Below are 24,047 nucleotides of genomic sequence, written 5' to 3'. Positions count from 1 at the left end.
TTGTCAGGATAAATATTTGCGAAAAACAACGACGGCATTATGCCCGCCAAAACCAAAAGAATTGGACATTCCGATCTGCATCTCTGCCTCTCTGGCTTCATTAGGTACATAATCCAGATCACACTCCGGGTCCTGCTGCTCCTGGTTAATCGTTGGTGGAATGATGCCATGCTGCAAGGTTTGAATCAGTGAGATCGCTTCCGCTCCACCGGCAGCTCCTAGCATGTGCCCCGTCATCGATTTATTGGCCGTCACAGGAATACGATAAGCAGCTTCACCAAAGAGTTGTTTGATTGCTCGAGTCTCGGAGAGATCTCCCGCTTCGGTACTGGTTGCGTGGGCGTTAATCACATCCACGTCATCAGGCTGAAGCTTCGCGTCAGCAAGCGCAGCTCTCATGGCCAGGAATGCTCCGCGCCCTTCCGGATGGGTTGCTACCATATGATACGCGTCAGAACTGGCACCATATCCAACAATTTCAGCGAGAATATTTGCGTTTCTAGCCAGGGCATGTGATAGAGACTCTACCACCACAATCCCCGCACCTTCTGCCATCACAAACCCATCTCTTCCAGCGTCAAAGGGGCGACTCGCCGTTTCATAGGCTTCGTTTCTTGTGGATAACGCGGTAGCATTACCGAAGCTGGCCAGCGAAACTTCCGTGATGGCTGCTTCAGTTCCCCCGGCAATAATGACATCTGCACCTCCGTCACGAATCAGCCGGAAGGCCTCACCTATGGCCGTATTCCCAATGGAACAGGCAGTCACAGGTGAAAGCGTCGGTCCCCAACATCCGAATTTCATGCTCACCATGGCAGCTGCCATATTGGAAATCATCATTGGCACAAGGGTCGGACTAACTCGGCCAGGACCACGTTCGGACAACAGCTTTCCTTGCTCCATCAGTGTTTGAATGCCGCCGATGCCGGAACCAATGTATACCCCAACCCGTTCCCTATCCACTTTCTCCATATCCAGTCCTGAATGCGCAAGAGCATCGTCAGCTGCCGCTACAGCAAATTGGCAAAATCGATCCATACGGCGGGCTTCCTTGCGTCCGAAGCGACCCTCTCCGTCAAAATCTCGGACAACACCAGCCATTTTGGTTTTGTATAAAGTGGTATCGAAGCTTTCAATTAATGATATTCCTGACTGCCCTTTCACAAGTCCGTTCCAAAATGTATCTACATCATTGCCAAGCGGTGAGACAATTCCCATGCCGGTAATCACAACACGTTCGCGTTCCATATCTAACTCATCCTCCCTAGCCATTCAGGCTAACCGACTGAACTTCTGCATTTATATTGGCACGTGCAGTATCCTATTACAAGTTGTGAATTATAATAGTATAATGACTACCATGATAACTGAGGTTGGGGTGGAATGAGATGAACCAGGATGTCAGGCTTCAGGCTTTATCCGTATTTTTGAAAACTCAACGTGCCAAAATAGCTCCGGCAGCGGTCGGTTTGCCGGAAGGCACCCGGCGCAGAACACCGGGTCTTAGAAGAGAAGAGGTAGCCCAATTGGCGGGTGTAAGCACAACTTGGTACACCTGGCTTGAACAAGGAAGGGATATTCAGGTATCCCATTCGGTGCTGGATAACATTGCTTCCGCACTCAAACTGACCCCGGATGAACGCAAGTACTTGTTCTCCCTTGCCATGGAGCATTACTCCGAACTGCATATCCGTGAGGAAGAACCTTACCAGCTCCATCCTTCCCTGCAAAAAATACTGCAGGAGCTCCAGAATTGTCCCACCATTATTTCCGATCGCCGCTGCTACATTGTTGGCTGGAATGAAGCAGCCAGTCATGTCTTCATTGATTTTGAGCAGATTCCTGCCGAACAGCGAAACATGATTAGTCTATTATTTGAACGAAAGGAATTTCGGAGACTTGCAGTCAACTGGGAGGATTTTGTCCTCGGATACCTTGCAATCTTCCGTGCCTATTACGGCCAATATGTCGATGATGAATGGTACAATCTGTTTCTGAATGAAATGATGGATCGATATCCGGAGTTCCAGTCCCTGTGGAAACAAAGCAGCGTGAGCAGCGCACCAGATGTACTGATTGAATTCAGACATTCCAGAGCAGGCAAAATGTTGTTCAATCTGACCTCGTTACAGGTTCAGGGTAATACCGATCTGCGCTGCAGTATATACACCCCTGCACAGGATACGGCCACCGAGCGGAAATTGGTGCGCCTTATGGAACGTGAGAAGGAACGTCAAGCCAGACCTACCGTTTAAACAGTATTCCAATGCCACAAAACGCAAAAAAAGATCCGAGCAGTGTCCGCTCGGATCTTTTTGATGATCATCCAGCCCTTTGTATCGGATATGGATCAGATCAATCTATGCATAGCAAATGTTATTTAAACGCCGGAATGGCAATATCGGCATACTTCTCTTCGAAGAAAGCCTTCACTTCAGGTCCTGCCATACGTTTGGCCAGCTTCTGAATGGCTTCTGAATCCTTGTTGTCTTCACGAGCAACCAGAGTGATGGCAAAATGGGAATCATCCTTTTCCGTAAACAGCGCATCCTTCTTCGGTGTCAGTCCCAGCGGGCTTGCATACGCCGGTGTCATGGCAACCAGATCTGCATCATCCAGCATGCGGGCCAGCATGAGCAGGTCTACTTCCTGGAACTTGAAGTTCTTCGGATTCTCGATAATATCCGCCTGTGTTGCGTTGAATCCTACGCCTTCTTTCAGCTTGATCAGACCGTTTTGTTCCATCATCACCAGTGAACGTCCGATGTTGGAAGGGTCATTTGCAATAGCAACCGTTGCTCCTTCAGGCAGTTCTTCAGTGGTTTTATACTTTTTGGAGTACGCACCGTAGATCGCGTTGTAGATCGGCTGTACAGCTACCAGGTTCGCATTATTGGCTTCGTTGAATTGGTTCATATAAGGCACGTGCTGGAAGAAGTTAGCGTCAACTTCCTTGTCTTTCAATGCTGTATTCGGTTGAACGTTATCGGACAGAACGACGACTTCCAAATTCACGCCATCTTCCTTAAGCAGCGGCTTCACAATATCCAGTACATCCGTCATTGGCGGAATCAATGTAGCCACTTTCAACGTAACTTCCTGAGTCGCTTGGCTGCCTTCATTGTTTCCTTCCGCAGCAGGTGTCTCTTCTTTTTTGCCGCATGCGGATACAACCAGCATGACTGCGAGCAGCATAAGGATCATTTTTGATTTCATTTTCATTCTAGCCCCTTCATCGTGTAATCTGTAATGTCATCCTAAATTCTTCTCGCCCTTTAACCTTGTTTGCCTCATGATCTGCGATCAAGCCAGCGGGATAATCTGCTTCCGGTAAACTGGATCATCTGCACCAGAATGATCATAATGATGATCGTAAATACCATGATCTCCGTCTCGAACCGCTGATATCCGTAACGAATGGCAAAATCGCCAACGCCTCCACCGCCTACAATGCCCATCACCGTGGAATAGGAGATAAAACTGATCGTTGCCGTGGTCAGTCCGAGTACGAGACCTGAACGTGCTTCCACATACAAAAATTTCAGCACAAGCTGCATGGTTGATGCACCCATCGAGGATGCCGCCTCAACCACACCTTTGGGCACATCGAGCAGTGCCTGTTCTGCTAGGCGGGCATAGTAGGCAATCGCAATAACGGAAAGCGGCACCGCCGCTGCCAATGTCCCCATCGCCGTTCCCACAATCATCCGCGTGAACGGAATCATGAATACGACCAGCAGCAGAAAAGGGAACGAACGAATGATATTGACCAGGCTGCCCAGAATCGTGAACAGCGGCCTGTTCTCATATCGTTGTCCTCTTCGGAACAAATACAGCAGCGTACCGAGTGGAAGCCCAATCAGGACAGCTGCTCCAATTGAGATGCCAACCATGACAAAGGTCTCTCCGATCGCCTTCCATATCTCATCCTGATACTTCAATATGGATTCAGGTATCATCGTTCCTCGTCCTCCGTTTCCCATGGCTCCGCCTCTTCACCTGTAAGCAAGGACGTTAGCAAATCCGGCTGTGGTGCGGGAATACTGCGTACTTCCGCTTCCGTTAGCGTTCGGACAATGCGCCCTTCCCTCATCACGGAAATTTGGTGGCAGAGTCTGCGCGCAACCTCCATCTCATGTGTAACCAGTACGATGGTCACACCCAATGTTTCATTGACATGGCGCAGCACATCCAAAATACCGTTCGTTGTCTGAGGATCGAGCGAGGACGTTGGTTCATCACAGAGCAATACATCAGGCCGGCTCGCAAGAGCCCTCGCAATAGCCACGCGCTGCTTCTGTCCTCCGCTTAACTGGGCGGGATATTGTTTCGCCTTATCCTCGAGACCCACGAATCTCAACACCTCAAGTCCTCGTTCTTCCCGTTCTCTCCGGGAAACACCCGCCAGTTCAAGAGGCATGCATACATTGCCAATCACCGTTCGGTTGCTCACCAGATTAAAGTGCTGAAAAATCATGCCGATGGAACGACGCGCCTGACGAAGGGCTCTTTCGCTCATCCGGGTCAGCTGCTGTCCGCCAACAGTTACTTCACCTGAGTCCGGCTTCTCAAGCCCGTTCAGCATGCGGAGAAGCGTTGATTTGCCCGCACCGCTGGAACCGATGATACCGTGAACCTCTCCCTGTCCCACTTCAAGCGAGACAGAGCTTAACGCCTCGAATCCCTGATCAGCCCGGGACCCGCGTTCGTTATAACGCTTGCTTACGCCGTATAATGAAATCATGGAGATTCCTCCTGCGATTAATCATGCATGGTCCTTCGAGAACACATGAAGAAAGCCCGCACAGCCGATAACCGGAGCGCGAGCAATCCTGTTCATTTATAATAAAGCAACATTCCGTGTGAGACAAGCCTTAACGAGAGATATCTGTTTTTAAATCGTTTACATGATACAAGCTGAATCTGCCGTTCGAAGAACCAATGTAGATTTCATCTCCTACCCGATTTATTGTGCCATTTTTGGCATCCCGATCCCGGTGTTCCGGCGATCCCATAACCACGTCATGCACGCGGCCGACCAGTGTACCATCCTCTTTGTTCATGATCAGAAGATCCTCACCCATGGGTAACAGAAGTTGTTCATCGATAACCAGGTAACTTCCCTGGTTGGTAGGGTATCTCAAGGAAGAGATCGTATATTGTGCGTCCCAGCGCGTTTTTCCTGTAGTATAATCCAGTGCAGCTGGGTAACCGTTCTTGATCACAAATAATTGATCACCTTCCACAAGCCCTCGTTCAATCTTGTCATTTAACGTCCATCGTTTTTTATCGTTCTTGGCATCATACAGCGTCGTTGTAAAATCCGAATAATCCCCGTAATGCTCACCTTGCTTATTTTCGCGGATCAACAGCATGCCATCATTCAGCACCTCGAAGCGTTGTCCATTCCGGGCTTGAAAGTGAGCAAGTTTCTTGCCTGAATTCAGATCGACCAACACCCACTGATCCCCGAGCAGCATCCAACGTTCAGGCTTTGCCTCTGTGAATGGATCAAGACGGGTTATTCCGTCGAAGTACGGATCATTCTCAATATGATCCACAGTAGGCTTAACGGTTTTGATACTCCATACCGTACGACCTGATAGCGGGTCAGCTGCAACCAGTTGATTTTTCTCCCAATACATCACATACGGGTCATCTGCCGTCTGGTTGAATAATTGATATCCGGCACTTAGCTTCTTAGTCCAGAGGGTTTTGCCATTAGAACTGTTCAGCACGGTGATCCGTCCCTGACTGGAGCCTTCCGCAACCGGGCTATCCACCACCACAACATTCTCCGCAGCTGTAATACCACGAAGTGAAAGTTTGGATCCGGTTTTATACTCCCACTGCACTTTCCCATCCGATAGTTTGATGTGACGTATGCGATCCTTGTACTCCTTATCTCCCGGAGCATAGGATGTAAAGATCGTTACGCCCTCGCGTTTCGCATCCAATTGCGCTTGGAGTGCACCGAAGCCTGCATGGATCTCCCACACATTTTCCCCGGTATGTCGATTAAGAGCATACACGGATTTGTCATAATGCATACCGCTAAATCCACCGTCGTCTCCTTTCATCAGAAGTACATCCTCTGTTGCTGCTTGCAGAAAGGGATAATTCAGCTTGCCCTGATTGGTCCATGTGGATTTCCACGGTAACGTTGCAGGGAGTGCTTGGCCAAGAATTTGGGTTGTGAACTGATAGTCGTCCGCACGACTGAAACTCCAATCCGAAGGGACCACATTATTACGATCATCCACCGGGATGTTCCAGCGTGTCTGCACCAGCTTTCCCGTCTTGTTGAACGTGACCAGAAACTGTGCATCTTCCCGCTCATATCGCCAGGTCTGTCCAATACTCATGGAAAGATTGGTTTCATTCAGATTCTGGGAATGCTCTTTCCAATCCGGCTCGCCGAGCCACTGTGCAGCTTGTTTTGAGGTCGTGCTTTTATCTAATAAAATATCCGTTAGATGACGCACATCCGTTGTAGACATGGAAGCCTGCTTCCCGAACCAGTCGTCCGTTACGTTCACCCGCTGCTGTACGTCCTTCGCCCTCACCCAGATTATGGCTGGACGGTATACGTTCGACTCTTTGTTCCAGGTTCGCGGGGCAACGGAAACACCATACCAATCCTTCGTCGCTGCAACGATTAGCGCATGATCCGTTAGAGAATCGGCAGAAGGCCAGCTTGTCTGGCTACCAGGGTACAGATACAGTTTACTTCCCGTCCGGAGTGTAAAGTTCTGCGGAACGGACCTTTTCAGCGTTTGGCTTTCCTTTGATGCGTACCATCCCGGTACCCAGAAACTCCCGAACTTGCTATGATTCAACCTGATCCATTCTCCGCGAACAATCTGTACTTTCATCTTTTCTCCGCCGGAGGTATATGTAGATATTCTCATCAGATCAATGGGAACCTTGTGATCAACCGTTTGGTCATACATAGGCAGGCCTTTTCCCAATGTGACAGTTTCTCCAGCTTTATAGGTTATGGATGCTGATAAGGCTTGTGTAACTGATATTGGGGCTTGGCCTTCACGGGCAGCCACATTCAGATCCAACAGCATGTATCCTGTAACGATCACAGCAGCTACTCCGGTAATAGTGATCCACCTGTAGCCTCTTTTGCGCCAGTTCCCGCCTGTCTTCACGCCTGTTCACTCCATCCATTTGAAGTTATTTCCATTAAAGACGTTTTGAACAAGAAAAAGTTACTGTACTATCAAAATAAAATGTCTGTGCCTTCTCTTCATCTGACATCCAGCATCGCCGGATAATAAGGGAATTCCCAGCCTAGGGTATAAGCCATCGTAAGGGATGCGAAAAAATAAAACACAAAATACAGATCTGCACGGGAATACCCGATCTGGATGTAATACGTCCGGCTCGCGCCATCTGCGAACCCTTTTGCCTCCATGGCGATGGCCATGCGCTCTGCCCGGCGGATGCTCTGCGCGAGCAGGGGAATGGCATACCGCTTCAAGGTTCCATACACATTCCAGTGCGAGACACGCTGCTGCGTACCGCGAATGCGGATGGCATAACGCAGCGTCTGGAATTCGTCCAGCAGAATGGGAATCATGCGCATGGCGGCCAAAAAGCTATAGGCATACTTGGGTGGCAGACGCCATTGCTGCATCAGCGAGTAGAATAGACGAACCGGACGGGTGGTCAGGCCAAACAACAATCCCGCAGCCGCCATGCTCAGGGAACGAAACCCCAGGTGCAGCCCACGATAGAAGCTCTCTTCCGTGATATGTATCAATCCATATTTGTACCACGTCGTCTCGCCTTTACCAAACATCATCATGCCTGTGGAGGTAGAGATAAAGATCAATATAAAAGGCGACGCATAGAGCAGCAGCCAATGCCAAGGATGACCCGTCCAGCATAGTAACAGGAGCATCACAATCGCTACATTCATCATGACGTTCAGATTGTGAATAAGAATAACCAAGATAAACATCAGGGTCAGGAAAATAACTTTAAGGCCCGGATTCACGGCGTGCAGCCAGGTTTCACGATGAGGAAACGACAGCTGCATGCGTAACCCTCCCCTCTTCTACAGTCCACACTTTAGTACAATATCGGTTCACAATCTCCTGATCATGTGTCACCATGACAACGGCCGTCCCAGCGCGGCGCAGGCGCTCCAGTTGTCCCAGCATGGCAAACGTATTACGTGCATCCTGTCCGAATGTGGGCTCATCCAGAAGCAATATCCGCTGTCTGCGAACCATAGCAGAAGCTACACTCAGACGGCGTTTCTGTCCCATCGACAATTGATACGGGTGCCTCCCAGACAGCTCGCTGAGTCCAAATTGCTCCAGCATATCGATGCTTCTGGCCCGCCGTTCTTCCGCAGTAAGTTCTCCGCCGAGTAAGGAAAATTCCACCTCATCCAGAACCGAATTCGTAACGAATTGAAATTCCGGATTCTGAAATACGAATGCAATGCGGTCAGCCAGCTCTCTGGTCCTGCCGGGCCGTTGTCCTTCAACACGATAATGCCCCGTTGTTTTCAGGATATTCATCAGGGAAAGCAATAATGAACTTTTTCCAGCACCATTAGCTCCAACGACTCCTACCCAATCCCCGTGAAATACCTCAGCGTGATCGATCTGTACAACCGGATTCTTCCCTCGCAGCCCTGCGAATTGCCTCAATTCGAGTGCTGGATGGTATAAGTCTGATGCCCTGGAATCATCTTCTTCGACTTCTGCTCGATTGCTGGATCCGGACGTCACATGCTTAAAGGCATCTTGAGAATCCTGCGGCTTCGCTTCCAGCTTCCGGGCTCCACGTTCCTCCCATACTCCCGGATACCAGATGCCATACTCCTTGAGCATATCCCTCTCGTTCGCAAAAACCTGTTCCGCCTGTCCGTCGGCCACAATCTTCCCTTCGGGTGATAGCACGATGATTCGGTCAACCACGTCCACCACCTCATTAATTTTGTGTTCCACGATAATGAGCGTCTTATCTTGTGCGACCTGCTTCACCGTATCCCACACCTGCGTAGTTCCCTCATCATCCAGCAGTGCGGTTGGTTCATCCAGAAACAAGACATCCGGCTCCATGGCAAGAATAGAGGCAATCGCAAGGCGCTGCTTCATTCCCTGGGACATCGTTTGAATGAATGCACGATTATGTTCAAAAGAAAGCCCGACAAGCTCCATATAATGTTGAATCAGCGCAGGCATCCGGTCCCTTGGGATATTCCGATTTTCAAGCACAAACGCAATCTCTTCATCCGTATAGGACATGCAAAATTGGGTATCCGGGTCCTGGAATACAATGCCTGGCTGAATCGGCACCTGAATCTCATCGCATTTCATCGGAATCTCCACGGACCGCGGAATAAGACCGCTCAATATTTGCAGCAGCGTGGACTTGCCTGAACCACTTGGACCGAGCAGCAGCACTTTTTCCCCTTTACGCACGGAGAGAGACAAGCCCTGGAATACCAGGTCCTGCTCTCCCGGGAACTTGCATCTTAGATTGGTAACGCCTACCGCCTGCGGATTCCCTTCTCCGTTCATCTAGTCCAGTGCCTCATAATCCTGCTTGGAGACCGGTCTCAATGACCGGGTCACGCCTGTGAGTTCAAGTGCTTTCGCAAGATAATATGCAAATACACCTGCAATCAGAATGCTTCCAATGAAGCGGAAGCCGATAAATAATGTGTAATTCCACGCCGATAACGAGTCAATGTAACCATATTGATAATCGAGCAAAAGCGAAGCTGCTGCTGCCCCAATGGCTGCAAGACAGGTGACGAACAGATTCGTTTTGCGGTACAGGAATGCTGCGAAGAAGATCTCTGCGCCCAGCCCCTGTAACAGACCGTATACCAAGGTGGACATCCCCCATTCACTCCCGAGAAAAGCACTGACGGTTGAGGCTGCTACTTCAGCCAGAATGGCCACCCCCGGCTTGCGAATGATGACATAGGCGAACGTGCCCGCCATAAACCACATGCCATAGATCATCTGTTCCGCATGCACGCCGAAAGGCTTCATCAGATCATACGTCGGTCCCCATATCTTGTAGATGACCCCGAATATGACTGCGATCACGATCGCCACCAAAATATCGGTTAACTTCAATTTGTTGCTGCGCACTGTTGTTGACATGTTCTCTACTTCCTTTCTCTGCTCCCCATGAGGTTATGAAATGAAAATATAAAAAGCCTCCCCGGTTCCGGGAAAGCCTTACGCACAGTGTGAAATATCATGATTGAAGTAACTCAGAATAAAATGAAATCCGGTTCAAATCAAGAGGCAAGCCTGCTTCCGCTCGCATTTCGAGATCAACCGTCCCCATTTTCGTCCACCTAGTTACTTATCATGAATTCATGTTCTCTACGCTGGCATTACCCAGATCAGATATACGGTCAGCGGCATAAGGCCCCAATCTCAGCCCAACTTCATTGAGCTCCCGGTTCACTTTATTTCATTGCTACTAATGTACACCACATGGGTATTTGTGGCAATAACATATAAGTCGGACAAGGTTTCACACTGGAGAATTCCGTGTATAGAAAGGATGCCAATTCCATTAATATGAAACATTTAGGAGATATTAGCCGTCTATATACGGGAAAGGGGATTGATCATATGAATACAACCAACACAACCTGGCAGCAAAAAAAATGGAAATGGATCCTTGCCGCTTCGATCGTTACCGCAGGAACGGCACCTGCACTGATGTCTTCCCATGTAGTGGAAGCGGCAGCGATACACCAGCCTGCAGCCTATATTAACAATGTTCCTGCTGAGTATGATGTGGTTATTCGGCAGGGAGTTACGTATGTGGCGCTCACTGAGCTGAAATTTCTGGGTGACTATACTTTCGGGTACAACAACAAAACAAAACAAATTAGCATTAGTACAGGAAGCGACAAGTATGTACTCACCCCTAACAGCAAAACCATCAAGAAAAACGGCCAGGCTGCAGCACTGTCCTCCGCTCCTATTCTGGTAAATGGCAAAGCCATGCTGCCGCTTCGTGCAATCGGTGAAACCTTCGGTGCAGAAGTTCGATGGAATCAGGCTGCCAAGGAAGCTTATATTTATACGCCAGATGCATCGATTATTAAGGAGTACAACAGTTCTGATCTGACTATCGCACGTGAGGCAGCACTCCGTCTTCCACGTTTTTCCGATTTAAAACAGGCACGCCTGGACATCCGTAATCCACTGGGTCCTGTCGACTCATCGGTGACTTACATTTTTGAAAAAGGGCAGAAGGACCGCTTTTTCGTCAACGAAGATAATGATCTCGTCAGTTACTACGAAATCAAAAATGGAGCTGCCCTGCTGAAATGGCAGGCCAACGTGAGCAGTGCAGCCGGAACTATCGGAGATCTGTTCTTCATCAAAACCAAAGCTGTAGCAGAAGCAGGGAAGCGACCATCGGTAGCAGGCCAAACTCTTGTATCATTTAAATACTCTCAGATGCTGGAAGAGACTTCCTATGAGGTCATGAACAAGTCTGGCTCCATTGATTCGGGTTCCATTGCCCCGCAAAAAGACAAAATCATCGTTGCCGTTCCAGAAGAAAACGAATGACTACTGAGAAATCTCAGAGACATATAATATTTTCTAAACTCTTTTCATCTAGTTTTATGGTAAACGCAAAAAGGCATCCTTGAGGGTGCCTTTTTGCGTAATGATATAGAAAAGGGTCTAAACAATGCAATTGTCCCCGGTCTATCTTTTCGTTGACATGCTATCCTTAATATTGCGTATTCCCCGATTGACTTGTTTTACCCGATGCGAATCCCTTGAACAGGGTAGGCACTTTGGAATAGCGGGTATTCGTTATTTTGCCGACCGTAGAGCTGCTGTCTGTTCGCAGAATGGAATCCTTCACATTGGAAATGTTGGAGCTGTCCACGTTCATGGTAACCGCGTAAGAGGTTCCCCCATTTTGTCGTACCAGCTTGCCGATATCATCTGCTCTGAAGTTTTTAATGTTAATTGTCCCCGAAGCGTTCATCTGGAACACCTTATCATATGCCTTGTATGCTGCTCCACCCGTAATATTAACGGTACCGGCGGATTTAAGCGTGAGTGCATCTTCACCGACATCATTCCAGGTCACATTCTGAATATTGCAGCTGCCATAACAATGGACGCCATCGGCTGCCGGTGCCTCGATCACTACATTTTTCAGTGTAGCTCCTGCCTCAAGACGAAAGATCGGTTTCTGGTTCTCGGCCTGACTGCCATCTCCCAATGTGTTTGGATCAGCGGCTACGCTTTTTCCTTTGCCATCATAAGTCTCACCTGCTTTGACAATGATCGTTGTCTTCACAATTTCGGGAGCAGCAGACACGGGTAATGCACCAAATACAGAAGCGACCAGACCTGCGGAGAGCAGCAACGATAACATTTTTCTCATGCGTAAATCCTCCCTTATACGGATATATTGGTGTTCAAGCCAGCTTGTCTTCCCGGATCCCTTAAGAGGTGCACCTCTTTCCTGGACCCTACCCTGATCCTACCAAAACAGGAGTGTAATGATAATAATCATTAGATTAGATATCCAATTGTCGGCATGATACCTGCATTCTTTGCATTATTTGTCGATCCGTTCCGCGTGGAATGTGCTGATCTTAACTTTCGGTATGCTTCATTTACAGCTTGTAAAGACTGCAGAACAAAAAAAAGAAACCCCTGGTCTATAAAAGACAGGGTTTCTCAGATGCTATTCAGCCTTATGAATTAACATAATTCCTTTGATATATCTACAGTTCTTCCTCACTATGATCAACAGATGATTGAAGTGAATTGAGCGGATTGATATCCGTAAATGTATCCACAGATTCAAATGTTACTGTACCGTTATCAGCTACGATCATTTTGAAAACGACCCAATATCTCTCGTTGCCGCTTCCTTCCTCTACTGTAAACGAGGCACTTGGTGAAGCTACAGCTCCGTGGAACACTTCAATTTTAGCTCCTGAACTCTTGATCGTACTCACTCCTGAAAAATGATGCACATAAAACGTATATGTTCCAGGAAGCAGTTGACGTATGGTAGTCGTTTCAGGTCCATAGGACGTGACATCATCCAAGTCCAGATCTACCATAAGTTCGTCATTATTATAGTATTGCTTATCTGCGAAGAACGTATGGAACATGCTGTTGTCACCTGCAGGACCTACAAGGTGTGAGTCCAAATCGGCTGGGTCTTTCCCCCATGTCAGAACAATACGTGTTTCATCTTGTGAAGGTATTTCAATAGCTGTTTGATTTTCATTTCTATTTTCCACATTTACTGCGGAAACACCAATCAGATACGTTTTAATATATTTCGTGTCTCCTCCTCCCAGTTCACCTGTGTAGATGCCTGGTGGAAGATAAATTTGATAGTTACCATAAGTATCCGTTGTTACAGTACCCACAACTTCACCTGTTTTGTTATCCAGACCTTTTCTAAATGCAATTTGCAAATTAGCAACTGCTTCTCCAGCAACATCCTTGATGTGACCGCCGAATCCGGTCAGCTTAATTGCACCACTTTGGCTTCCTGCAAAATGTGTTTTATTAACATCTGACTCTACTGTGATGTATAAAGTGGACCCGTAACTGTTAACAGCGTCAAAAGTAAACTCGCCATTATCGTACTGCAAATTATTCAATTGTTGTTCTGTACCATTCAAATAGGCATGAACTACAAAATCATCTGCTGTTAGTTCAGAGATTTCAAACCCTTCAGTAAATACCAATTTGGCACTTCCATTGGTAACTTGAATCCCTGTGAGTGTTGGATAAGCTGCTCCTTCGTTATAAACTGCAACAGTTACTGGGACATTGATCTCAAAATCTCCATATTGGGCTTGCACAACTGTTGTACCGTTACCTTTGGCCTGAATCTTGCCTGAGTTAACGACGGCGATGGTGCTATCTTCGACCTTCCACTTTGCAAACGAAGTAAGATCCTTGGACGCTGATCCAGTAACCCCCGTTAATACGATCTGACGGGTTGAATCAATTGCTGAAAACTCTGCTGTTTCCGGTGAATAAACAACGCTCGTCACCGTAGGGTCTGCTTCAATGGCTGGGGGCTGACTCAGTTGACTGAAATCAATGCCTTCTACATTAACCAGGGCCGAATTTAATGCTCCCCCTCCAGAAAATTGTACAATTGCGTTCAATATTGCCCGATTCACTACAGCACCATGGTTAATTTTAAACACGGTGTTCAATGCTTGTTCGAATACTTCGAGATTGCCAATGGTGGAGTCATCTCCAAATTCCACTGAAATTTGCTCCGCATGAACCATTACGGAGTCGAAACTTCCGCTCAGAGCTACCGAAGCATTATGCGGAACCGACTCTGCAATATCGATTGGTCCAACCTGACCCGTGGAAACATTCTGTACGATTGCACCAGATCTAATTTCAATCTGCTGAACATCACTTCCACCTTCAAGGACCAGACGGATACTACCATCTGCTTTGTCAACGATCACTGTTGCTAGAACGGAGTTCACCGCATGAATACTGTTAGGGCCTCCGCCATAAATCTCAGTGGTTCCCGTAACATTAACATTATCAAGAGTCACGTCACCGTTTTCTACGGACTCAAGTATTCTCAGATTACCATTTATTTTGGTGTTTTTTAGAGTGACATCTTTAGAGCTAATAGTTACATTTCCAGTTACATCCCCAAGCGTATATTCACCTGGAGCGGTAAGATTTTTACTAGGAGCTTGTTCCCCGCCCCCATTATTTCCACCATTGTTACTACCGTTCCCTTTATCTCCGGAACTGCTACCACTACTTCCTTTACTACTACCCTCAGAAGGTTTTGTCGTTTCCGGTTTTGCTTCGTTAGATTCTTCAGTTCCGTCCTCTGTCTTGGCCGGAGTCATGTAACTATCATATGTAGACTTATTCATTACAAATTCATAGGCAAGTCTCGCTAACGCTTGGCGATCTGCTATTCCTGAAGGATTAAATTTTACTGTTCCATCTTTTTGAACTAATCCTTTGATGAAACCAGATTGGTAGGCCAATGCTACAGAATCTTTTGCCCAGTTCGATACTTGATCCAAATCAAAAAGTTGAGGTTTGGATGTTTGGCTCGTTACGTCTTGTTGGTTCCAACCAAAAGCTCTAACGAAAAATACAGCTAATTCTTCTCTTGTTACGTTCTTATTAGGTGAAAAGCTATCTTTCGAAGTACCTTGAGCAATACCAGATTTGACAAGTGCGCCTACATACCCAGCATACCACTGATCTTCCTTAATATCCTTGAACTTGCTAGCTTCAGCAGTATCCGGATTTAATTTAAGGGCACCAACCATGATTTTTGCCAGTTGAGCTCGTGTTACTGCATCAGACGGCTTAAAGGTTCCATCAGAAAAACCTGTAAGTATTCCTTGTTCAACCAATTTGGTTATTTCAGTTTTGGCATACGAATGATCAATATCAGTAAAAGAACTCTTAGAAGTAGCTACTTCTGCCGATACAGATAAATTAAGAGATAACATGGAGACAACAAGTGACGTAGAAAGCATTAATGATAGTTTGCGATTAAACTTTTTCCATTTTGAATTCAAAACTCAAACACACTCCTCAGTAGGCTTCTAGTAGGTAAAAATAATAATATGTGAATCTATGGAACTATATCACCTCCTGATCAATAGGATAATAATACCATGCAAACTCATAAAAACAAGATTATTAAACTATGATTTTACAAAAAAGTTGTAATTCTGAATTGATTTCAATTTTATTCTCAAAACAATTCTGCAAAAAAAACAGAAAAGCGCACCACCCGAAATAAACATTCGAATGGCACGCTCTAAACACATTTTTATTTGACTAGGCTCCGAACCGCTGACGATATCCGCACTTCCGACATAGCTCCTCCACAGCTTCCCGCTTGGAAAAACCATAAACCAGATTGTTCGCCCGCTCACCTTCGACAATCTCCGAGAAAGACTTCTCATGGACGTTACCGAGATTAATGACACCTTCGCCATCGAGGCAGCATGGAACAACCGTGCCATCCACAAGGACCGCCGCCTGACTGCGAAGCGCATGACAGAAGCCTTTGCCATCATCCTCTGGTGCATCCAGACTTGGCCACTGGAACTCATGGTCCTGGTTGAGATAGACATTCGGCGCAATTTTGACGCCGCTGCCTGGAACCACCTTTTCCTCAATGCGGAAATCCAGGTTGAACTCGCGCTCCAGTACCTCCAGTGTTTCCCGGTTCCGATTCATCTGGGCATTCGTGAAGTTATCCTGCGTCAGATTCCAGAGCCGGAACGAGATGATCACATTGTGCTTCACCGCTTCTCTCGCAAAGGACAAAATATTATTGAGGTATCCCTCACGGTCCGTCGATCCCTCGTGCCCGTCGAAGCTGTGCAGCGAGAAGTTCATTTGCCGCAATGCCGGTTTGCCAAGCAGTTTATGCTGGGTCTTGGGCAGCAGTGTTCCGTTCGTTGTTATGTTTACCTTGAATCCCTTCTCGTGCGCGGAATCCAGTAACAAATCAATTTTGGGGTGAAGTAACGGCTCCCCTTTGACATGCAAATAAATGTGTTTGGTATGTGGCTTAATCTGATCCAATATATTGTTGAAGACTTCAGGGTCAATGAATCCTTTGGCACGCTTCGTCTGCGGACAGAAGCTGCACGCCAGGTTACATATGCTTGTAATTTCAATATATACTTTCTTGAACGTTTTCAACTCGGGGTCCCCATTCTGCTTAGGAGGGAGAACAGTCCCACCCTCATTTGTAATCCGGCCCATATGTGCCATCCCCATTATATCGGGTTAGGAAGCCAAGGTAAATCCGCGAATGAGTTTAACGGTGTAACTTTTGCCTCTAAGCCCTCTTTACATCTCGCGGGAATGTGATATATGCTGTGTACACAACTGCATATCTTGAACGATTGCACTAGGGGAGCCTTGCGGCTGAGACGAATGAACGTATTCGGACCCTTTGAACCTGATCTGGATCATACCAGCGGAGGGAAGTGGAGCGGACTTTCAGTTAACGGATTTTTTTCATATTCATATGAACATGAATGTCGGTTGAACTTAATAGGCCCACTCATTTCTCCGGAAATGGGCGGGCTTTTTCGCGTTTACATACAGATCGCATACAACGTGCATTTCCGTTCAGGCAGTTTTTATTCCAAGGGGGTCAAGGAACCAAATGAGCAACGATGTACAGATTGACAACATGACCTTCACTTTTCCGGATCAGAGACATTCCCCCGTCCTCTCCAATGTGTCGATGTGTGTAAAAAAGGGAGAATTCGTCTCGCTGATCGGCTCCAGCGGGTCGGGCAAGAGTACGCTCTTCAAGCTGCTGGCAGGCTTGCTTGAACCGACGGACGGCACGATCGAAATTGCTGGGGTGCCGCCAGGACAGCGACTTGGTCGAGTCGCCTACATGCCGCAGAAGGATTTGCTGTTATCCTGGCGGACGGTCATGGAGAACTGCCTGCTTCCATCGGAGCTTGCCCCGTGGAAGCAGGACAAGGTGAAGCTGCGCGCTGACATTATGGCCGGACTCGACAGATTCGGCTTATCTGGCTATGAGCATGCCTACCCGGACGAACTGTCCGGCGGCATGAAGCAGCGGGTTGCCCTGCTTCGAACGTTGTTGACGGGAGGACAGCTGATGCTGCTGGACGAGCCCTTCGGCGCACTCGATGCCATGACCAAGCGAGAGATGCATCGCTGGCTGCTTGAGTTGTGGGAAAGCCTCGGCAAAACGGTGCTGTTCATTACGCATGATATCGAAGAAGCCCTGTTATTAAGTGACCGGATTGTCCTTCTCACTCCTGGCGGTCGGCAGCTGCTGGACACGACGGTGCCTCTGCCCCGTCCGAGACATTCGGGCATGGTCTACGATCCGGATCTGATACGAATGCGACAACGGTTGGAGGAACAACTACATGCGAAGCTTTAGCGTCAGCAGATGGTTTGCCCGCTATGGCCTGTTCGCTGCGCTTCTCCTCCTGATGCTTGCCAGCTGGGAATGCATCGTACGATTGGGCTGGGTCCCTTCTTTTATTATCCCTGCACCTACATCCATAGCGAGTTCTCTAGTTGAGCATCGGCATCTGCTCCTGGGAACCCATCTGCCTGCCACATTGATGGAGGTAGCAGTTGGCTTCGGCTTGTCCATCGTGGCCGGAAGCGCTTTGGCAGCGGGTATGCACCTCAGCCGTTCGATTGAAAAAGCGCTGTATCCCTTCATCGTAATCAGCCAGACGATTCCACTGATTGCCCTGTCTCCTGTGTTCATTCTGTGGTTTGGCTACACGCTCTGGAGCAAAGTCGCTGTGGTGTTTCTGATCGCTTTCTTCCCGATTGTGGTCAGCACCTATGATGGTCTCCGTCAAGGCGACCCGGAACAGCGCGAACTGCTGATGACCATGGGAGCAAGTAAGTGGGATCTGTTTCGCAAGCTTCAGGTACCTCTTGCGCTGCCCTCTTTCTTTTCAGGATTGAAGATGTCGGTGGTGTACTGCGTGGTCGGGGCAACCATTGGCGAATGGCTCGGAGGCAGCAAAGGTCTTGGTTATTTCAGCCGCAGAATGTCCAGCAGCATGAATACCGACGCAATGTTTGCATCCATTCTGCTGTTATCCCTGCTGGGCATCGGTCTGTTCGTGCTTATTGCCTGGCTGGAGCGAGTCCTCGGATTGAAGCGGAATGCAGAGCATGCACGCAGAGGAAAGTCGATGAAAAGGCAATCGCAATGAGATAACAAGTGCTGCTCCTTCCTGTCGATCTCTTTAAAACATATCAGCGATTGGAACCAAACAAAAATGAAAGAAACGAGGCCCATTTATCCATGAAAAAAAAGAAACTCATTCACATCCTGCTTCCTGCCCTCATCTGTTTATTACTGATCGTCAGCGGTTGTGGCAATACGGGTGCGAACCCATCATCGTCCGATTCCGATCCCCAGGTACAGGGCACAGATTCAACAACAACCGGATCGTCGTCTGGTGACCATGATTCATTGTCCATCATGCTCGACTGGTATCCGAATGCAGTCCATTCCTTTATATACGCTGCACAGGAGAATGGATATTTCGCAGACCAAGGTCTCGATGTGGACATTCAGATGCCTGCCGATACGAATGATGCACTCAAACTTGTAGCCGCTGGCAAAGTGGACCTGGCGCTGAGCTATCAGCCGCAAATTTTGCTAGCCCGTGGAGAAGGCATTCCCGTACGATCCATTGCTGCTGTCGTTCGGCATCCACTCGTTCATCTGCTGACGAAAACGGACGGCAACGTGAACTCGCCCAAAGATCTTGAAGGACTGACGGTAGGGTATTCCTCCGTTCCCCTATATGAAGCCATGGTGCGTACGATGATTAGTCAGGATGGCGGCGATCCGGACCGTATGAATTTGGTGGATGTCGGTTTTGATCTGATCCCTTCGCTTGCCTCCGGTCAGGCCGATGCGATCATGGGTGGTTTTATCAATCATGAACAGTTGATTCTTGAGAAAGAAGGTCATCCCGTTAAGTCAATTAACCCCGTCGATTACGGCGTGCCGGATTATTACGAACTCGTTCTTACAGCAAGCGACGAGGGAATTGAGGCGAAGAAGGATCAGCTCACCCGCTTCGTCAAGGCGATCCAGGAAGGTCAGAACTATGTGACCGAGCATCCCGATGAAGCTTTGAACATCCTGCTCGCACACGAAAATGAGACGTCCCCGCTGGATCGGGAAATTGAAACAAAGAGCCTGGACATCCTGCTCCCGCTCATGACTGAAGAAGGTATTCCGTTCGGCTGGCAGGAACCTTCCTCCTGGGATAACGTGCGGAAGTGGCTGGTACAACGTGAATTGATTCCGGATTCGGTACAGGCCGAGGATGCGTTTATCAACTTGCAGGATAAGTAAAAAGCAGTTGCTGCTAAAAAATAATCGCTTACCAGGAGGGAATTTCAAATGTCATATCTGGCACGTGTTCGTACTCAAAATCCACTGGTTCACAATATCACCAACCTCGTGGTTGCTCCCTTTACGGCCAACGGTCTGCTCGCACTGGGCGCCTCTCCCTTCATGGCCTATGCACATGAAGAGGTAGCCGATGTCGCTGAAATGGCCGGAGCGGTCGTGCTCAACATTGGCACACTCGATGACAAGGTTGTCCAAGCCATACGCCTCGCCGGACAATCGGCCAATGCCCATCATGTGCCAGTTGTACTTGACCCGGTGGGAGCTGGCGCTACGGCCTATCGCACGGATACGGTTCAGATGCTCGTGCACGAGCTTCGACTTACCGTACTGCGGGGTAACGTAGCGGAAGTCGCCAATGTCATAGGCGAGAACTGGAGCATCAAGGGTGTCGATGCAGGCCAAGGCGAAGGTGACCGCACCGGAATCGCCGAGCGGGCAGCACAGAAGCTTGGCTGTGTTGTCGTTATCACTGGACGCGAGGATGTCATTACGGATGGGCAGACCACGTTCCTAACGCAAAATGGCCATGCCCTGCTCACCCAGGTCACTGGCGCAGGATGTTTGCTTAGCTCCATCATAGGTGCCTTTGCTGCGGTTGCACCGTCTGGAGAAGAATTGCTAAGCAGTGTTGTTGAAGCACTTGCCTTCTATGGCGTTGCAGCCGAGATCGCAGCAGCGCGCACAGCCAACCTCGGGCCAGGCAGTTTCCAGATCGAGCTGTTAAACCAGCTTGCATTGGTAACTCCGGACGTGCTTGCACAGCGGGCTCAGGTGCGACAGCTTGGCGGTGATACCCAATGAGTATGGCGCAGGCACTCACGATTGCCGGGTCGGATAATGGCGGCGGGGCCGGTATTCAAGCGGATTTGAAAACCTTTCAGGAGCTGGGCGCTTACGGCTTGTCTGTTATTACTGCGGTTACCGCACAGAATACACTAGGCGTTCAGGGAGTCTATCCGGTTCCTTTGGAAGGCATTGCCCAGCAGCTCGACTCCACAGGTGAAGACTTCCAGCCCGGAGCGGTAAAAACAGGCATGCTCTTCAGCGCAGAAACCATTCGCTTGGTTTCCGAGAAATGGCGGCAATTCGGCTGGACCAATCTGGTCATTGATCCGGTCATGGTAGCGAAAGGTGGTGCCCCTTTGCTTCAGCAGGAGGCGGTACACGCCCTGATCACGGATCTGCTTCCACATGCATTAATCACAACACCGAATATTCCGGAAGCCGAACTGATCACCGGAATGACCATCCGCAATCTGGCGGATCGTGAAGAAGCCGCCAGACGAATCGTGCACATGGGCTCCGCGTATGCTCTGGTCAAAGGCGGACATGCTGAAGGTAACGGGATGATTGTTGATGTGCTCTATGACGGCACGACCTTTCACTATTTGGAGAACGTACGCATTGTGACACGCCACACCCATGGGACCGGATGTACGTACTCTGCCGCCATCACGGCCGAACTGGCCAAGGGCTCGTCTGTCCTGGCTGCCGTAACAACCGCGCGAGCGTTCATTCAGGCAGCCATTGAGGATGAACTGGGGATTGGGAGCGGACACGGGCCAACAAATCATTTTGCGTATCAGCGCAGACAGCGGGGTGAGCAGTGATGCGCAGATGGGATGCAGAGGCGGTACGCCAGGCCATGCAGGTGTACCTGGTGATGGGCAGCGTGAATACAGCGCTGAACCCTGTGGATGTGCTGCGCCAAGCCATCGCCGGCGGCATCACGCTGTTCCAGTTCCGCGAGAAGGGAACTGGCGCACTTGCTGGCGAAGCCCGCATCACGCTTGCGATGCAGCTTCGCGAGGTGTGCAGCCAGCACGGGATTCCGTTCATCGTGAACGATGATGTGGAGCTGGCTGTGGCCGTGGAGGCCGACGGCATGCATGTCGGCCAGGACGATGCGGACGCGGCGCTGGTACGCGCCCGCATCGGAGCCGGGCGGATGCTTGGCGTATCCGCCCACTCCGTGGCTGAGGCGCGCCGTGCCGTGCAGGCGGGCGCCGACTATCTTGGCGTCGGGCCCATGTACCCGACGCGCTCCAAGGCGGATGCCCACGCTGTGCTGGGCCCCGCCGGGGTGGCGGAACTGCGCGCCGCAGGCATCGCAGTTCCGGTGGTGGGTATCGGTGGCATTACGCCCGAAACCACGGCCGCCGTGATGGCGGCAGGAGCCGACGGCGTAGCCGTCATCTCCGCCATCGCGGGCGCGGCCGATGTGCGCGCAGCGGCTGCGCAGTTCGCTGCGGCGGTGCGTGGGATGCAGGCATAGCCGTGCCTCCCCTCCCCACACGCTGGGGCAGGCTGCTCCTTCAGACTGGCTTCCTCACCGCTTACTCCCAACATTCATCATTGTTCATACTTTTTGGATGCGGCCTCCTGGCTCGCATCTTTTTTTACCTGTTGACTCTCACGTTACGTGACGCTATACAATCAGTGGTGTAAGGAGGTTTGATCATGGCCATGAAAGTCAAAGAAGTTGCCGAGCTTGCCTCGATCAGTGTGCGCACACTGCATCATTATGATGAGATCGGATTATTAACCCCGGACGAAGTCACTTCAGCCGGATATCGGCTGTACTCGGATGCCAATCTGGAAACGCTGCAGCAGATTTTATTTTTCAGAGAGCTTGATTTCTCCCTGAAAGAGATCAAAAGCATTATCACCAACCCTTCCTTTAACCGGGAGGAAGCACTTCAGATGCACCGCCGTATTTTGCTGGAAAAGCGTCAGCGACTTGATCAAATGATCGCTACCATTGATCGAAGCGTTTTGCATATGAGAGGAGAGATACACATGACAACGAAAGAACAGTTCGAAGGATTCGACTTCAGCAAAAATCCGTATGAACAGGAAGCCAGAGAACGTTGGGGAGACGAAGCTGTAGAAAAAACAAACCAGAAACTTCAGGGCAAATCTGCCCAAGAACAGAAAGGCCTGTCCGATGAAATGAATGAAATTTATACACGGCTGGCAGCACTTCGCCACACGGACCCTGCCTCGAACGAGGCTCAAGCAGGAATCGCCGAATGGTATGCCTATCTGAACAACCTGGGGAACTATTCCCCGGAGGCTTTCAGAGGATTGGGACAAATGTATGTGGATGATGAACGCTTCACTCGTAATATCGATCAATTTGGCGAAAGATTGGCCATGTTTATGAAGGATGCGATGGCAGTCTTTGCTGACCGTAAGAGCTAATGCTATATGCTTTTCTTATAAAATTCAATTCCACACCAAGTATAAAAAAGGGACGTACGCCATAGGCGTTACGTCCCTTTCCCTGTATCTCAGCCGCAATGTGATGGACCCCTTCCGGCCCTTCACTCTGAGTACTTTTTAAATGGTATAACCAGTGACTACATAGCACCGTTCTGATTACCGAGGCAGTGTTCTCCTATTAAGCTCTTCGCGCTTGATCGGATGACGAAGCTGTGGATGCTAGGCTTGTCTTCGCCATGCGTCCCGGAATCTGCCATGCGGATACAATAGCGAGCACGATGAACAACAGATCGATCGGCTCACTGAAGTAATCGGTAATGGTTGCGAAGAACTCGCGGATGATCTCAACATCAAACGCCAGTTCCATCATTCCGATATCTCCGAACAACTGGGATGTAAAATAAACCACGGTAAGATACTTACCCAGCAAAATACCGAGAAGTGCGAAAATAACCGCAATGATTTTATGTACCGTTGCAATACGTTTGTTGGAGAACAACACAACCGCATACCCCGTAAGTGCTCCAATCAAGATGGCGATAAGCCCTACCTCATATTCGGTCGATGCTGCAATTGCTGCCCACACGGCTCCCCCTACAATCGCGGCAATCAACCCGCCGATGATCGGCAAGCCAATTCGAATTCCTTGTTTCTCTTCCACGTTCTTTTCCCTCCTGAGTCATGCTTATGCTTATTTTCCAGAATTCACCTTTCTTATGAAACCACAAAATGTGCCTTCTTTCAACAAATTTCTATTCTTTTCTGAAAATTAAAAGAAAGAAAGCACGGCGATTAGCATTATATATTACAGGAACGCAAAGATCCCTTCTCCCAGCCTTAAG

Annotated in this window: 21 protein-coding genes and 1 riboswitch; of the genes, 9 read left to right on the top strand and 12 right to left on the bottom strand. The window is 49.0% G+C overall.

Annotated elements, in window-relative coordinates; translation table 11 throughout:
• Window positions 1–3 precede the first annotated feature (3 nt).
• Window positions 4–1,248 (bottom strand): beta-ketoacyl-ACP synthase II, encoded by a 1,245-nt coding sequence (gene fabF, locus AC3WQ3_RS17900; RefSeq protein ID WP_492472989.1) that lies wholly within the window; start codon window positions 1,246–1,248, stop codon window positions 4–6.
• Between the two features lie 140 nt (window positions 1,249–1,388).
• Here fabF and AC3WQ3_RS17895 point away from each other — a divergent pair, with 140 nt between their 5' ends.
• On the top strand, window positions 1,389–2,255 hold the full coding sequence (locus AC3WQ3_RS17895; RefSeq protein WP_492472988.1) for a helix-turn-helix transcriptional regulator: 867 nt from the start codon (window positions 1,389–1,391) through the stop codon (window positions 2,253–2,255).
• A gap of 121 nt (window positions 2,256–2,376) precedes the next feature.
• Here the strand turns inward: AC3WQ3_RS17895 and AC3WQ3_RS17890 are convergent, their stop codons facing one another.
• The 7 genes from AC3WQ3_RS17890 to AC3WQ3_RS17860 form a co-directional block, all read right to left on the bottom strand.
• Window positions 2,377–3,216, bottom strand: coding sequence for a MetQ/NlpA family ABC transporter substrate-binding protein (locus AC3WQ3_RS17890; RefSeq protein WP_492472987.1), 840 nt, complete (start codon window positions 3,214–3,216; stop codon window positions 2,377–2,379).
• Window positions 3,217–3,290: 74 nt separating this feature from the next.
• Window positions 3,291–3,983: a methionine ABC transporter permease gene (locus tag AC3WQ3_RS17885; RefSeq protein WP_492472986.1), complete on the bottom strand. Its 693-nt coding sequence runs from the start codon at window positions 3,981–3,983 to the stop codon at window positions 3,291–3,293.
• The gene (locus AC3WQ3_RS17880) at window positions 3,956–4,744 is read right to left on the bottom strand and encodes a methionine ABC transporter ATP-binding protein (protein WP_492472985.1); all 789 of its coding nucleotides are present in this window, start codon (window positions 4,742–4,744) and stop codon (window positions 3,956–3,958) included. Before AC3WQ3_RS17880 ends, AC3WQ3_RS17885 begins: the two co-directional genes overlap by 28 nt.
• 130 nt (window positions 4,745–4,874) lie before the next feature.
• Window positions 4,875–7,160, bottom strand: coding sequence for an outer membrane protein assembly factor BamB family protein (locus AC3WQ3_RS17875; protein ID WP_492472984.1), 2,286 nt, complete (start codon window positions 7,158–7,160; stop codon window positions 4,875–4,877).
• Window positions 7,161–7,258: 98 nt separating this feature from the next.
• Window positions 7,259–8,053 carry an energy-coupling factor transporter transmembrane component T family protein gene (locus AC3WQ3_RS17870; RefSeq protein ID WP_492472983.1) on the bottom strand — a complete coding sequence of 265 codons (795 nt, stop codon included), beginning with the start codon at window positions 8,051–8,053 and terminating at the stop codon, window positions 7,259–7,261.
• Window positions 8,028–9,551: an ABC transporter ATP-binding protein gene (locus AC3WQ3_RS17865; protein WP_492472981.1), complete on the bottom strand. Its 1,524-nt coding sequence runs from the start codon at window positions 9,549–9,551 to the stop codon at window positions 8,028–8,030. Before AC3WQ3_RS17865 ends, AC3WQ3_RS17870 begins: the two co-directional genes overlap by 26 nt.
• Window positions 9,552–10,145 carry an ECF transporter S component gene (locus tag AC3WQ3_RS17860; protein ID WP_492472980.1) on the bottom strand — a complete coding sequence of 198 codons (594 nt, stop codon included), beginning with the start codon at window positions 10,143–10,145 and terminating at the stop codon, window positions 9,552–9,554.
• A 483-nt stretch (window positions 10,146–10,628) separates the two neighbouring features.
• Here AC3WQ3_RS17860 and AC3WQ3_RS17855 point away from each other — a divergent pair, with 483 nt between their 5' ends.
• Window positions 10,629–11,582 carry a copper amine oxidase N-terminal domain-containing protein gene (locus AC3WQ3_RS17855; RefSeq protein ID WP_186811932.1) on the top strand — a complete coding sequence of 318 codons (954 nt, stop codon included), beginning with the start codon at window positions 10,629–10,631 and terminating at the stop codon, window positions 11,580–11,582.
• 166 nt (window positions 11,583–11,748) lie between these two features.
• Here AC3WQ3_RS17855 and AC3WQ3_RS17850 read toward each other — a convergent pair whose 3' ends face one another.
• The 3 genes from AC3WQ3_RS17850 to AC3WQ3_RS17840 form a co-directional block, all read right to left on the bottom strand.
• Complete coding sequence (locus AC3WQ3_RS17850; RefSeq protein WP_336781400.1) at window positions 11,749–12,417, bottom strand: pectate lyase; 669 nt, start codon at window positions 12,415–12,417, stop codon at window positions 11,749–11,751.
• Between the two features lie 346 nt (window positions 12,418–12,763).
• Window positions 12,764–15,586, bottom strand: a complete 2,823-nt coding sequence (locus tag AC3WQ3_RS17845; protein ID WP_336781401.1) for an S-layer homology domain-containing protein — start codon at window positions 15,584–15,586, stop codon at window positions 12,764–12,766.
• Window positions 15,587–15,851: 265 nt separating this feature from the next.
• Window positions 15,852–16,727, bottom strand: coding sequence for a radical SAM/SPASM domain-containing protein (locus AC3WQ3_RS17840; RefSeq protein WP_336781539.1), 876 nt, complete (start codon window positions 16,725–16,727; stop codon window positions 15,852–15,854).
• A gap of 203 nt (window positions 16,728–16,930) precedes the next feature.
• A riboswitch (TPP riboswitch) is annotated at window positions 16,931–17,033 on the top strand.
• Between the two features lie 166 nt (window positions 17,034–17,199).
• On the opposite strand from AC3WQ3_RS17840, the gene AC3WQ3_RS17835 reads away from it, so the two are divergent.
• The 7 genes from AC3WQ3_RS17835 (at window position 17,200) to AC3WQ3_RS17805 (ending at window position 23,184) form a co-directional block, all read left to right on the top strand.
• Window positions 17,200–17,961, top strand: coding sequence for an ABC transporter ATP-binding protein (locus tag AC3WQ3_RS17835; RefSeq protein WP_336781402.1), 762 nt, complete (start codon window positions 17,200–17,202; stop codon window positions 17,959–17,961).
• On the top strand, window positions 17,948–18,760 hold the full coding sequence (locus tag AC3WQ3_RS17830) for an ABC transporter permease (RefSeq protein WP_492472979.1): 813 nt from the start codon (window positions 17,948–17,950) through the stop codon (window positions 18,758–18,760). Before AC3WQ3_RS17835 ends, AC3WQ3_RS17830 begins: the two co-directional genes overlap by 14 nt.
• Before the next feature lie 92 nt (window positions 18,761–18,852).
• Window positions 18,853–19,920, top strand: coding sequence for an ABC transporter substrate-binding protein (locus tag AC3WQ3_RS17825; protein WP_492472978.1), 1,068 nt, complete (start codon window positions 18,853–18,855; stop codon window positions 19,918–19,920).
• Between the two features lie 48 nt (window positions 19,921–19,968).
• Window positions 19,969–20,781 carry a hydroxyethylthiazole kinase gene (gene thiM / locus AC3WQ3_RS17820; protein WP_492472977.1) on the top strand — a complete coding sequence of 271 codons (813 nt, stop codon included), beginning with the start codon at window positions 19,969–19,971 and terminating at the stop codon, window positions 20,779–20,781.
• Entirely contained in the window at window positions 20,778–21,590 is an 813-nt protein-coding gene (gene thiD / locus AC3WQ3_RS17815; protein WP_492472976.1) for a bifunctional hydroxymethylpyrimidine kinase/phosphomethylpyrimidine kinase, read from the top strand. The genes thiM and thiD overlap by 4 nt, the downstream gene beginning before the upstream one ends.
• Complete coding sequence (thiE, locus tag AC3WQ3_RS17810; RefSeq protein WP_492472975.1) at window positions 21,590–22,255, top strand: thiamine phosphate synthase; 666 nt, start codon at window positions 21,590–21,592, stop codon at window positions 22,253–22,255. Before thiD ends, thiE begins: the two co-directional genes overlap by 1 nt.
• A gap of 185 nt (window positions 22,256–22,440) precedes the next feature.
• A complete protein-coding gene (locus AC3WQ3_RS17805; RefSeq protein ID WP_492472974.1) occupies window positions 22,441–23,184 on the top strand; it encodes a MerR family transcriptional regulator in 744 nt (247 codons plus the stop codon).
• Between the two features lie 199 nt (window positions 23,185–23,383).
• Here AC3WQ3_RS17805 and AC3WQ3_RS17800 read toward each other — a convergent pair whose 3' ends face one another.
• Entirely contained in the window at window positions 23,384–23,866 is a 483-nt protein-coding gene (locus AC3WQ3_RS17800) for a hypothetical protein (protein ID WP_492472973.1), read from the bottom strand.
• Between the last annotated feature and the right edge of the window lie 181 nt (window positions 23,867–24,047).

Source organism: Paenibacillus sp. FW104-T2, assembly GCF_058789975.1.
Note: the sequence above shows the minus strand (reverse complement) of the source record. Positions and strands in the feature narration are given on the sequence as shown.

Coding starts and splice junctions, on each gene's coding strand:
- AC3WQ3_RS17850 (WP_336781400.1), bottom strand. CDS start 12,417: ATGAGAAAAATGTTATCGTTGCTGCTCTCCGCAGGTCTGGTCGCTTCT.
- fabF (WP_492472989.1), bottom strand. CDS start 1,248: ATGGAACGCGAACGTGTTGTGATTACCGGCATGGGAATTGTCTCACCG.
- AC3WQ3_RS17885 (WP_492472986.1), bottom strand. CDS start 3,983: ATGGGAAACGGAGGACGAGGAACGATGATACCTGAATCCATATTGAAG.
- AC3WQ3_RS17825 (WP_492472978.1), top strand. CDS start 18,853: ATGAAAAAAAAGAAACTCATTCACATCCTGCTTCCTGCCCTCATCTGT.
- AC3WQ3_RS17860 (WP_492472980.1), bottom strand. CDS start 10,145: ATGTCAACAACAGTGCGCAGCAACAAATTGAAGTTAACCGATATTTTG.
- thiE (WP_492472975.1), top strand. CDS start 21,590: ATGCGCAGATGGGATGCAGAGGCGGTACGCCAGGCCATGCAGGTGTAC.
- AC3WQ3_RS17895 (WP_492472988.1), top strand. CDS start 1,389: ATGAACCAGGATGTCAGGCTTCAGGCTTTATCCGTATTTTTGAAAACT.
- thiM (WP_492472977.1), top strand. CDS start 19,969: ATGTCATATCTGGCACGTGTTCGTACTCAAAATCCACTGGTTCACAAT.
- thiD (WP_492472976.1), top strand. CDS start 20,778: ATGAGTATGGCGCAGGCACTCACGATTGCCGGGTCGGATAATGGCGGC.
- AC3WQ3_RS17835 (WP_336781402.1), top strand. CDS start 17,200: ATGAGCAACGATGTACAGATTGACAACATGACCTTCACTTTTCCGGAT.
- AC3WQ3_RS17830 (WP_492472979.1), top strand. CDS start 17,948: ATGCGAAGCTTTAGCGTCAGCAGATGGTTTGCCCGCTATGGCCTGTTC.
- AC3WQ3_RS17855 (WP_186811932.1), top strand. CDS start 10,629: ATGAATACAACCAACACAACCTGGCAGCAAAAAAAATGGAAATGGATC.
- AC3WQ3_RS17865 (WP_492472981.1), bottom strand. CDS start 9,551: ATGAACGGAGAAGGGAATCCGCAGGCGGTAGGCGTTACCAATCTAAGA.
- AC3WQ3_RS17890 (WP_492472987.1), bottom strand. CDS start 3,216: ATGAAATCAAAAATGATCCTTATGCTGCTCGCAGTCATGCTGGTTGTA.
- AC3WQ3_RS17805 (WP_492472974.1), top strand. CDS start 22,441: ATGGCCATGAAAGTCAAAGAAGTTGCCGAGCTTGCCTCGATCAGTGTG.
- AC3WQ3_RS17870 (WP_492472983.1), bottom strand. CDS start 8,053: ATGCAGCTGTCGTTTCCTCATCGTGAAACCTGGCTGCACGCCGTGAAT.
- AC3WQ3_RS17880 (WP_492472985.1), bottom strand. CDS start 4,744: ATGATTTCATTATACGGCGTAAGCAAGCGTTATAACGAACGCGGGTCC.